Source organism: Paenibacillus dauci, assembly GCF_000971985.1.
GTDB lineage: Bacteria > Bacillota > Bacilli > Paenibacillales > Paenibacillaceae > Saccharibacillus > Saccharibacillus dauci.
Genome location: NZ_LAQQ01000001.1, coordinates 173,487 through 185,226 on the forward strand (window position 1 = coordinate 173,487; position 11,740 = coordinate 185,226).

General features: G+C 44.7%; 10 protein-coding genes. 7 read left to right on the plus strand and 3 right to left on the minus strand.

The features are described from left to right. Positions 1-45: 45 nt before the first annotated feature. Entirely contained in the window at positions 46-1,443 is a 1,398-nt protein-coding gene (pdxR, locus tag WH46_RS08240) for a MocR-like pyridoxine biosynthesis transcription factor PdxR (protein WP_046226364.1), read from the minus strand. A gap of 202 nt (positions 1,444-1,645) precedes the next feature. On the opposite strand from pdxR, the gene WH46_RS08245 reads away from it, so the two are divergent. Continuing rightward, positions 1,646-2,086 carry a GNAT family N-acetyltransferase gene (locus WH46_RS08245; RefSeq protein ID WP_046226365.1) on the plus strand — a complete coding sequence of 147 codons (441 nt, stop codon included), beginning with the start codon at positions 1,646-1,648 and terminating at the stop codon, positions 2,084-2,086. A gap of 122 nt (positions 2,087-2,208) precedes the next feature. On the opposite strand, the gene WH46_RS08250 is transcribed toward WH46_RS08245, so the two are convergent. Continuing rightward, positions 2,209-2,946, minus strand: coding sequence for a GTP pyrophosphokinase (locus WH46_RS08250; RefSeq protein WP_017812240.1), 738 nt, complete (start codon positions 2,944-2,946; stop codon positions 2,209-2,211). A 129-nt stretch (positions 2,947-3,075) separates the two neighbouring features. On the opposite strand from WH46_RS08250, the gene WH46_RS08255 reads away from it, so the two are divergent. The 5 genes from WH46_RS08255 to WH46_RS08275 all read left to right on the plus strand — a co-directional run bounded on the left by WH46_RS08255 (position 3,076) and on the right by WH46_RS08275 (position 9,277). After that, entirely contained in the window at positions 3,076-3,924 is an 849-nt protein-coding gene (locus WH46_RS08255; protein ID WP_046226366.1) for an SPL family radical SAM protein, read from the plus strand. Between the two features lie 155 nt (positions 3,925-4,079). Beyond that, positions 4,080-6,089: a TerD family protein gene (locus WH46_RS23335; protein WP_052714160.1), complete on the plus strand. Its 2,010-nt coding sequence runs from the start codon at positions 4,080-4,082 to the stop codon at positions 6,087-6,089. 197 nt (positions 6,090-6,286) lie between these two features. Further along, complete coding sequence (locus tag WH46_RS08265) at positions 6,287-7,144, plus strand: Cof-type HAD-IIB family hydrolase (RefSeq protein WP_046226367.1); 858 nt, start codon at positions 6,287-6,289, stop codon at positions 7,142-7,144. Positions 7,145-7,341: 197 nt separating this feature from the next. Next, positions 7,342-8,685 (plus strand): dihydrolipoyl dehydrogenase family protein, encoded by a 1,344-nt coding sequence (locus WH46_RS08270; protein ID WP_046226368.1) that lies wholly within the window; start codon positions 7,342-7,344, stop codon positions 8,683-8,685. A gap of 229 nt (positions 8,686-8,914) precedes the next feature. Next, positions 8,915-9,277: an MmcQ/YjbR family DNA-binding protein gene (locus tag WH46_RS08275; RefSeq protein WP_017812245.1), complete on the plus strand. Its 363-nt coding sequence runs from the start codon at positions 8,915-8,917 to the stop codon at positions 9,275-9,277. A 48-nt stretch (positions 9,278-9,325) separates the two neighbouring features. Here WH46_RS08275 and WH46_RS08280 read toward each other — a convergent pair whose 3' ends face one another. Then, entirely contained in the window at positions 9,326-10,726 is a 1,401-nt protein-coding gene (locus WH46_RS08280; protein WP_046226369.1) for an MFS transporter, read from the minus strand. A gap of 115 nt (positions 10,727-10,841) precedes the next feature. Between WH46_RS08280 and WH46_RS08285 the strand changes: the two genes are divergently transcribed. Continuing rightward, complete coding sequence (locus WH46_RS08285) at positions 10,842-11,729, plus strand: LysR family transcriptional regulator (protein WP_046226370.1); 888 nt, start codon at positions 10,842-10,844, stop codon at positions 11,727-11,729. Positions 11,730-11,740 lie beyond the last annotated feature (11 nt).

The following is an 11,740-nucleotide window of genomic DNA, read 5'->3' on the forward strand; positions in this document are numbered from 1 at the left end:
GAAATATTACACATAAGTAAATATTTACATTACTTAACCTCATTCTTATACTCTGCCCCATGCCTCCTTTAATAACTGAACCCCAACACCGATCTGTTCTATAGTAAGGTTGCTAAAGCCCAGCTGAATAGTCGGTTTTCGATCTACTTTCAATAAGGAATAATAACGACTTGTTGGATATACCTGTACTCCATGATGCAGGGCCTGCCGAATCAGTTCATTTTCATGACCGGACTGCTGAAGCTCCACCAGAATATACAGACCCGAATGGGAGCCAATAATCCGAATCTGTTTACCAAACGATTCCTGCAGAGCATTGACCAATACTTGCATTTTGCGACGGTAGATCGCCCGCATTTTGCGTACATGGGAGCTCCAATACCCCTGCTTCATAAAGTAAGCCATCGTCTGCTGATGGATCACCGAAGCGGATTGCTCGACAAAGGTAAACATCCTGGCATACTGCTCCATCAAAACAGGAGGCAGTATCATATAGCTCAAACGAATCGACGGGAGGAATCCTTTGGAAAAGGTGCCTAGATAAATGACTTGAGCGCCCTGCTGCAGAGAAGCGAGTGCAGGAATAGGCTGATGTCGATAACGGAATTCACTGTCATAATCATCTTCGATAATGTAGCCCTGGCGTTCCTCTGCCCATTTGAGCAATTGATAACGTTCGGCTGCTGGCAGCACTGCTCCGGTAGGAAATTGATGGGAAGGCGTAACATAAGCGATTCTGGATTTGCACCGCTTTAACTCTGATATATCTATTCCTCTGGAAGTTACCTGAACCGGCTCTGTCTGCAGACCTTGCATATGAAATAAGGTACGTGCCCCATCATAGCCAGGATCTTCTACAGCCAGAGAATCATATCCGTTTATTTTTAGCAGTATGGATAGATGCAGGAGCAGCTGCTGAGTACCACTGCCTATGATCAGCTGATCCATGGATGTACGTATTCCTCTGGATTGAAGCAGATACTGTGCGATTTGCATCCGCAGTTCAGGCTCTCCCTGATAATGACCGTAGGTGTAAATGTAGGGTTGGAGCATGATCGTATTGGTGCACTTGCGCCATTTTTGCAAAGGAAAAGCCTGACCGTCCACACTGCCAATCCGAAAATCGATCAGTGGACGTGGATGATCGGGTATGTGCAGTTCTGCAGAAGACACTTTTCTGTCTACCCCTGTAATAGATTCTTCAACAGGCTCTACATAATACCCTTTTTTGGGTTCGCTGCGAATATAACCTTCTGCCAACAGCTGTTCATAGGCGGTAAGTGTCGTATTACGGCTTACCCCGAGCTGTTTTGCAAGCTGGCGGATCGAAGGTAGAGCTGTATTTTCCTCCAGCTGTCCATCTTCAATCAGCGAACGGATAAAGTGATAGATTTGTATGTATTTGGAGTAGGTGTCATTAAGGTTGATTAATAGTTCATTCATGGTACAACATTCTTCCTTTCGCTGGTCATGTCATTCGTTTCAAGCATCTGACATGTTATTATAATCTATTTTGTACCTTTTACTAATGTCAGAAATTATGAATACTATATAAGAAATCAGATGAACTGTATAGATCAGCGAGACAGCATACGAGAAGATAATAGCCGATCCAAGACATACCCAGACAAAAAGGAGCATGAATATGAATATTGTAAAAGCGAATTTGCCACATCTTGCGGATGTTACTTTATTATTTGACCAGTATCGGGTATTTTATGGACAGGATCGTAGTCAGGAGGCTTGCAGCGCATTTATTGAAGAGCGTATCCAAAAAGAAGAATCCATTATTTTCCTCGCATACGACGGGGGAGAGGCAATTGCTTTTACCCAGCTGTACCCATTGTTCACTTCGATTGGTATACAGCGTATTTATATGCTGAATGATTTGTTTGTCAGAGCAGACAGCCGGGGAAGAGGAGCAGGTCGCGCCCTGCTGGAACATGCTTTTACTTTCGCCAGAACGATGGGTGCTGCCAGAGTGATCCTGCAAACGCATGTAGACAATGCTTCAGCCAAGGCGTTATATGAAAGTGCAGGTATGAAGCTGGAGAAGCAATATGATCATTATGTGAAAACAATCTAAATACGCATCAGCAAAAAGTCCGCTTCGGCTGTATAGCTGCTGCGGACTTTTCATTATAGCTAATATAACTGATATCTTTTAGTAAAGGGATCACTCCGGTTTTACTGCTGACCCAAAGGCGGCTAGAGTGATTGATTAACCAGTCTTATCAGCGCTTCCGGGATACTCAGCTGATTGTCATTCGTCAGCTTCTGGACCAGCTCATATTCCGGCTCCGTTTTGTCGACCGACTTGATCGATTGTACTTCGTGATGCAGTCGTTCCATTTTGTGATCCAGAGCGGTGGCTGAGTCTGCAGCATCCTTGAGCTCATTCAGCAGCTGCTGGGGAACAGCACCTTCGTATTTATAAAAGATTTTGTGCTCCAGACTCGCCCAAAAGTCCATTGCAATCGTACGAATCTGTACTTCTACATAGACATCTTCCTGCCGATCCGACATAAATACAGGAACCTGAATAATCATATGCAGGCTGCGGTACCCATTGGACTTGGGATTACGGATATAATCCTTGACCTCGATCACACTGATATCCGCCTGGTTGGTCAGCATCTGGCATACCCGATAAATATCTTCGGTAAAAGAACAGGTGATACGCAGCCCGGCAATATCTCTGACGGTCTCTTTGATATCATCCAGGCTCTGGGCATAGCCTTTACGCTGCAACTTTTTCATAATGCTTTCCGGTGATTTGATCCGGGATTTGATATGTTCGATAGGGTTATATTCGTGCAGCACATGAAATTCGTCGTTCAGAATCTCGATTTTTGTGGTAAGTTCTTTTAAGGCAAATTCATACATCATCATAAAACGTGTAATATTATTGCGAATCAACTTCAATTGCTCTATCTGATTTTCCATAACTCTCTCCTGTACTCGTAGTAACGTAAACAACCATATACTTAGTATGCCTAAATAACAGCCAAAAAGAAAGTTTACTAAACAAATTCATTCAATAAATGATATTAATGATGCCAGGGAGGAACATATATGCATATACAGACAACAGAGACGATCTCTCGGCAAATTCTTACCGAAGCCAAAGGTTATCTGGATGTGGGATTCACTCACTCATTAAATCCATACAGCGGCTGTGCTTTTGCCTGCAGTTATTGTTATGTACGCCAGATGCCGATTCAGCAGTTCAAGGATATTCCCTGGGGAGAGTGGCTGGATATCAAGATCAACGCTGCCGAGATCTATCGTCAACAAATCGTCAAGCTCCGTGCCAAAGGCAAACCCGTCAACATCTTCATGTCCTCCGCGACAGATCCATACCAGCCAGCAGAACGCCAGGCCGAAATTACACGCAGTCTGCTGGAAGCCATGCTGGATCATCCGCCTGATTATTTGCAGATTCAGACACGCAGCCCGTTGGTAGCAAGAGATATGGAGATTTTGGGTCAGTTAAGCGCAAAGTGTGATCTGCTCGTCTCCATGACTATTGAGACAGATCGGGAAGACGTCAAACGAATCTTCGCTCCCTATGCTCCGGGGATCGGTGTACGTATCCAGGCACTGCGGCAGCTTCGTGAATATGGCATTGCTACTCAGGCAGCCCTTTCACCGGTACTGCCATTTACTCCGGCTTTCCCTAAGATGCTGGTAGAAGCAGCAGAACATATCTGGATTGATACGCTCACAATCGGCGATGGAGCAGGAGGCAAGCGATCACAGAAGCTGGAGATGCCACGGCTGTTCAGGGAGCATGGTTTTGAACAGTGGTATACAAATGATATTCATGTGCGGGTTCGGAGTTATTTCAGCAAACACTTTCCAGCTGACAAGGTGAGGATTTCCAGGGACGAAGCCTTTTTGAAAAGTGAAACAAAAAAGTAAAATGGATAAAATTGTATTCCTCATTATTGCTTCAAGTGTTAAAATCTACCATATGAGAAGCGAATCTTTCTCTGTCTATCTGCAGAAAGATTCGCTTTTTTATGGATGAACAGCGTCATAGAGAGTATACAAAAAGAGAATAAAGGGGTCTTGTCATGAGTTCCGTCCGTAATTACAGAGCATCGTACCAATCCTATCTAACACGCCAGGATGTCGATGGAGCCAAAATCAAATACATTTTCATCATCAACACCATGGAAAGCCTGCAGCGGTATATGAAGCGCAATAATATGCAGACTGTATTCAACAAATTCTCACCGCTATCCATGTACGGGGATATACAGGTACTGGCACAGCTGGGTGGCGAATTTTATCGATTACCGGCATTTAATGAGAAAAGTGCACCCAAATATATGAAAAATAGTATTTACGGACAGGATGCTTCTGCAAATGAACGGGTCGATTTATTCTCCGATTTGTTCCATACGAGTGAGCTGACTCATATTATCTGGTTTACCGATGAAGAGATTACCCCCTATGTCACGGTTATTCAATCCATGCATGCCCCGCATCTGTTCTGGAACTTTGTATCTATCAAAGGTTATCCGCTGCGCTGCGCGGGAACACCGCCCAAAAACATAAATCTCACCCATGCGCCCAAAATTTCCAGTCTGGCTACATCCGTACTCTATCGCAAAGTATTAAACCGCTTCTCCCAATATGTCAATAAAACCGACCTGCCATTAAGCGGACGGGTACGTATCAGCCGCACAGAAGATTTGTCAGGATCGGTATCTATTATCAAAGGCGCCAAAGTGCCTGTAGAGCAGATGAATATCAAAATCGGCGTTGGCTGGAAAACATTTGGCGAAGAATGTCTCAGTACAGCGATGCTGCTCACAAGCGACAAGCTGCTGGATGCCGAAAATATTACTTTTTTCGGTAACAAATCCACAATCGGTATGACGCATATTGATAGCAGAGAGCTGCCGACAGAGGATATGGAGCAGTATATGATTAATCTGTCTGCGATTGAGCAGGCCAGTCAGGATAAAGTGCTGTTTACACTGGTGATGCCGGGCGGAGCACCCGAACAGCTATATATTCGGATGCTAACCTACGATAACCGGGAGATTCTTCGCTATTCTATAGATATGAGTGTGTGTCAGGAGAATACAGCTCTGGAGCTATGTGCGCTGTATATGTATAAAGGGCAGTGGCGATTCCATGCGATCGGTAATGGATATAATGCCGGTATGGAGAAGATTGGAGCACAGTACGGGATCAGTGATCTGACAGAGAGTTATGATTTCACTCCGGGTATCATCGAAGATATTGCTCTGGATGGCAGATCATTTGAATATCATATGCAGGATCTGTTCACCAAACTGGGATATGAAGTTGAAATGCCGACCAGTGATCCTTATGCTCCTGATTATGGTGTAGACCTTATTATTACCAAAGCAGGCATTCGAACCGCAGTACAGCTCAAGTGCTTTAATAATGTGGTGCCGATCAAAGCGATTCAGGAAGTGTATGCCGGCGCCCAAATGTATGATTGTACACGCTATATGGTGGTAGCCACCAATTATTTCAGTCGCGCGGCGCTTCAGATGGCCGAACAACTACAGGTGGAAATCTGGGATAAAACCCAGTTGAAAAAGATTGAGGATCGTCTTCGTTCACGTATCGGTGTATCGCCGGATCATGAGCTGAAGCTTAAATTGTCCAAACAGGAAGCCGAGGACGAGATTGATATCGATATCTCTGCTTTTCTCGTAGATGAACATGACCGGTGCCTGAGTGATGACGATCTGGTCTTCTACAATCAACCGGAGCATGCCAGTGGATGTATCCGGCTGATCAATGATACTACCTGGGAAAAGCTGATGTATCTGAATCTGTCCTTATTGCCGGATCACTGTCAGCGTATCATTATTATTGGTTCTCTGGATGCTTACAAACAGCGGGTAGAATTGATCATTGATAATGAGCTGGATCTGTATCACACGTTTGAATATATGCCGAGCGCGGTATGCGATACGCTTGTACTGGGTCAATTCCGCAAAATTGATGGCGAATGGGCCTTTACGACTTCGGACAAGTATTTTGTAGGTGGTCTGGAAGAAGCGTGTAAAATGTATGGTCTCGCTATCGAAGAATAATGAGGATGCAGGAACAGACTGCTACAACCTAATCTGAATAAGCAGCCGCTGGAGTAATTCCAGCGGCTGTTTTATTTATACGAATACCGATGAAGGTCGTATAGAAAGATTTGACATGTAACCCGTTTCAACATTTACAGTAATGAATAGATCAAGCTGTTTAGCAGCTTATTTCATAATCAGGGAGATGGTAAATCATGAATCATACGAAACAGAAAATTGTATTTATTGATATTGATGGCACGCTGGTCGATGATAATGGGCATGTACCTGAATCTGCTGCAAACGCCTGTCGGCAGGCGCGGGCAAATGGACATCTGCTCTTCCTCTGTACAGGAAGATCCAAAGCAGAAATTTATGATTCGATCTGGGACATTGGGTTTGATGGACTCATCGGGGCTGGTGGAGGATACGTGGAGATCGGAGACGAAGTGTTGTATCACAAAAAGGTGCAGCCGGAAGCTGTACGCCATATGGTAGATTTTTTTGATCGGCATAATATCGCATTTTACCTGGAGTCCAATTCGGCGCTGTATGCCAGTGCCGGTCTGAAACCCCAACTGGAACAACTGATCTATGGGGATATCCAGAATGATCCTGAAGCAAGAAAGAGAATGGAGCAGAAGCCGCATCCTTTTATTGCGGGACTGACTTATGGCGAAGCTGATTTGTATAAAGATGATGTAAATAAAGTATGCTTTCTGGACAGTGCACTACCCTTTGAGCAGATCCGGGAAGAGTTTGATGGCAAATTCGAAGTCATCCAATGTACGGTTCCCCTATTCGGACCGAACAGCGGCGAATTGATGATTCCCGGCATACACAAAGCTATTGCTATTGCGGATCTACTGGATCATCTACAATTGTCTCGTGAACAGACCATAGCAATCGGAGACGGAATGAATGATGCCGAGATGCTGGAATACTGTGCTGTTGGGATTGCCATGGCTGATGCCAGACCTGGATTGCTGGAGATCGCCGATGATATTACTGACACGCTGGAGCAGGAGGGGCTGTATAAAAGCTTTGCGAAATATGGTTTGATCGAGAGTTAAACAGCTTATCCGATAGCACACCCCAGTGAAGAAGATTTACTTTTTACAAAATGATCCTCCCAAAAGCTGTGGTAAACCTCTGTTATTGGGTAATAGTAAATAGATAGCACAAAATCATTTAAAGTCTTAATTAATTACGCACTATTAATTCTATTTGTTAATCAAGACTTTAATCTACAGAAAGCGGGAGGATCATTATGACTAAACAATTCGATATTATCTTTATTGGTAGTGGACAGGGAGCATGGAATGCCGCCTTGCCGCTCAGCCAATCCGGCAAGAAAATAGCGATGATTGAACGTGACAAGATTCTGGGCGTATGTACCAACTATGGCTGTAATCCCAAGATTATTCTGGATGGTCCGATCAAAGTAATGGAAGATGCCGAGCTGTTCGGTGCAGCCGGATTGACAAGTGAATTCAAGCTGGACTGGTCGAAACTGATGGATCACAAAAATAAAATTCTCGGAGCACTGCCGGACAAGATGGAACAGAATCTGAAGCAGGCAGGTATTGAAATTATTCGTGGCGAAGCCCGTTTTGTGGATGACCATACCGTTACGGTAAACGACGAGCAGTATACAGCAGAGAATATCGTAATTGCTGCCGGTCATCGTCCAGCTACACTCAATATTCCGGGAGAGGAATATATGCAGACCAGCAATGAGTTCCTGTATTTACCGGAACTGCCGAAGCGCATTGTATTTGTCGGTGCAGGTTATGTATCCATGGAGCTGGCTTCAATCTCGGTGAAGACAGGTGCTGAAGTACATGTTATTCAATCTTCGGACCATATACTTAATGGATTCCCTCAGCCCTACGCCAACAAATTGATTGAGAAAATGAAGCGGGACGGTATCCAGTTCCACTTTAATGATCATGTCACCGCAGTAGAACAGCAAAATGGCGAGCTGGCTGTTACTACGGAAAATGGACTGCATTTAACTGCAGGACTGGTTATTAATGCAACCGGGCGCGTACCTAATGCCGATCAGTTGAATCTGGAAGCAGCCGGTGTAGAATATAACAAGCACGGAATTGTGGTGAATGATCGTCTGCAGACCTCACAACCGCATATCTATGCGACAGGAGATATTCTTGATAAAACACAGCCGCGACTGACGCCAACCGCTGTATTTGAAGCCAAGTATTTGGCGGGTTCCCTGCTGGGCATGATTAATACGCCGATTGAGTATCCACCGATCGCTACGATTGCCTTTACTGTACCGAGAATTGCCCAGATTGGTATTAGCATCGAAGATGCAGAGAAATCGGAAGAGTATACCATTAAGCCGATTGAACTGGGCAAACAGTGGGACTTTGCCGGACGCAATGATACAGAGGCGCATTTGACCCTGATCTATAATCAGGAACACAAGCTGGTCGGAGCTGCTGCATACAGCCAGGAAGCATTGGAAATTATCAACAGCCTGACGCCAGTTATTACACTGGGACTGACAGCTGAACAAGCAGACAAGCTTATCTATGCTTTCCCGTCTTTTGAGACGATGATTCCCAGCTATCTGCACCAGATCCAATAAATCTATACGCTTTATTCGATAAGCCAACTTTGCCGATAGTTCCTTATGATGAATAGAATACATTATAAGCCCAATAGACAGACATCCATCGATGATTTGTCTATTGGGCATTTTGTATAGCCGGCTTGGATTGCCTGCTTTTTGTACTTACGGTATGCTGAATGTGGAATATAACATGTAAATATGGACTGTAAAAAGTCTGTACGAACAGCTCAGATGGAGGTTACCAATGAACGAAGAAGAACTGATCGAATACTGTTTATCTTATCCCGGTGTCTACAAAGACTATCCATTTGACGAGACATGGACGGTTATGCGGCATGTCGGCAACAAAAAGTCATTTGCCTTTATTTTTCAGCGTCATGGTCATCTGTGTGTCAATCTAAAATGTGATCCGATCAAAGCAGATTTCCTGCGGACGCTGTATACGGATGTGCAGCCTGGCTATCATATGAACAAAGAACACTGGAATACAGTGAATCTGGAAGGCGAGATTCCGCTCGAAGAAATTCAGGATATGATAGAACACAGCTATCATCTTACCCAACCTAAGATTCGTAAGAAAAAATCACAGGATTCAGGGGAGCAATGATTTAGTAATGTATTTATTGCCTATCATGACCTGACAATAACAGTTGCCTCAAGAGATGTGATCTGGACTAACCGTATGCTGCTGTCTTTTTTGCTGATGCCAATTCATGAAGACCAACAGTAATGCCGCGGCAGTAAGCACGATGCCCAGTATCCGAAATCCGGCGAAGGTGAATTGTCTTCCTGCTACGATACTGATCAACAGGGACGACAGTATCGTTCCAATATATCGGGAAGTACTGAACAACCCTGAAGCTACACCGATCATCTCCTTGGGTGAATTCTGAAAAAGGGCAGCCTGCATACCTACGTTATTCAGCCCGTTACTGATACCAAATGCAGCAAGCGTCAGGCAAATATAGATGATACCTGAATGTGGACCCAGAGCAACCAGTCCCAATGATCCGAATGTCATCAGTACAGCAGAGAACAATAGCGCAGGTCCCGGTCCAGCCCGATCAATCCATCGCCCTGCCAGGGGAGAGACGAGAAGAGAGCATAACCCCAGACTCAACATCAGAATCCCGGTATGCAATTCACTAATCTGGCGTACAATCTGCAGATAAGAAGGCAGTCCGAAAAAGATAGCGTAAAAAATAAGATTGACCACGATAAATTGCATGTTGATCCATGTCATCGCAGGATACCGGGCAAACGTACGCAAAGGAATAAATGGAGAATCGGTACGCAGCTCATGCCATACAAAACCTCCCAGTATAACAACACCTGCTATGCCTTCCACAAGGGAATACCCCGAGAGGGCATCTTCTGATATCGCGGATAATGTCCCAATCAGCAAAGCAACAAGTCCTGTTGTAAAAAGAAAAATACCCGCTGCATCTATTCGTTTCATCCATCTGCCAAAGGTCATTTGATCCATGTCCTGCACGGATGGCTTATCAACAGGTATGGTTTGCCTTGCTAACAACGTACTGGCTAATATCACAGGAATATTCATCAAAAAGATCGCCCGCCAGTCCCACCAGTACATCAATAATCCTCCAACAAAAGGACCTATTGCAGCAGCACCGGACAAAAAGATGGATAATACCGACAGCGCAGCAGCCTGTTTCTCTGTAATATGAATACGTACAATTGCCATTCCGACCGCCACCATCATACTGGTACCTATAGATTGCAAAATACGGAACACAATCAGCCATCCAAAGCTTAGTGAGAATGGAGCTAACAGGGAGACGATCAGAGAAACCAGCAGTCCGGCCAAAAAGATTTTACGGCGGCCAAACAAGTCACTGGCTCTACCCATAACAGGCTGAGTCACTGCGCTGGCAATATAAAAAGAAAAAATAATCCAGGATACTGCAGTGTAATTCAATTGAAAGGTATGCTGCAAATCAGGAATTGCTACCGCCACCATGGACGAGTTCAGTGGATTCAGCATAACTCCCAATCCGATCGAGATGATCAGCCACCAACTGCGTGTACTCATAATCTAACGCCTCCTTCAGAATAGGATAATCCTATCGTAGAAGAAATCATTTATTTACTCCAACGCATTTTATGTTATGATCTCATTGACTGTAAGGAATGAATGGAGGGAATCCATGGAACTGCTTCAACTGCAATATTTTATAACCGTAGCTCGTACGGAGCATATGACCGAAGCTGCCCAATATCTGCATGTCACGCAATCTTCGCTTAGCAAAACGATTCAGCGTCTGGAAGAAGATCTGGGAGTCGCATTATTTGATCGGACTGGCAGAAATCTGCGATTGAATGAGGCAGGACGACTATTCCTGCGTCGTACACAAAAAGCGCTTTTGGAATTGGAGCAGGGAAAGCAGGAAATCAGGGATTTGGCTCATCGGGAATCGATTACGCTTGAGCTGGCGGTGACTACAGCAAGCACACTTCCAGGTATTCTAAAGGAATTCCGCAAACAAAGACCGGATATCCAGTTTCATGTGCAGATGCTTGCTCTTCAGGAAATGACAGCACTGCTTGAGCGGGGAGAAGTGGACTTTTGCTTATCCTCTCCACCGGTACAGGGAGAGGATATTGAATGCCAGATTGTACATAAGGATCCGATTATGGTGGCTGTTCCGGAGGGACATCGCTTATACGGACGAAAGTATGTTTCTCTAAACGAGCTTGCAGGAGAGGCATTCGTGGGAGTAAGAACCGGCTATGGGATACGCGATCAGGTCGATGCCGCTTGTCAATCTGCTGGCTTCGTACCCCGATATGTGTATGAAGGAGACGAGCCTGCGAGACTGGGTACTCTGGTAGCCATGGGAATAGGCATTGCGTTTATGCCGGGAACAGCCAGAGATCCGTATGAGCCAATCCATTATATTGCTCTTGAAGATTGCGAATTGAGCCGAGAAATCGCCCTATTGTGGAACCGTAACCGTTATATTTCGCAAGCTGCGATGGAGTTCCGTCAGATCGTAGTGGATTATTTCAGAAGTACACATGAATCAACAGATTAACCTATAAGAAA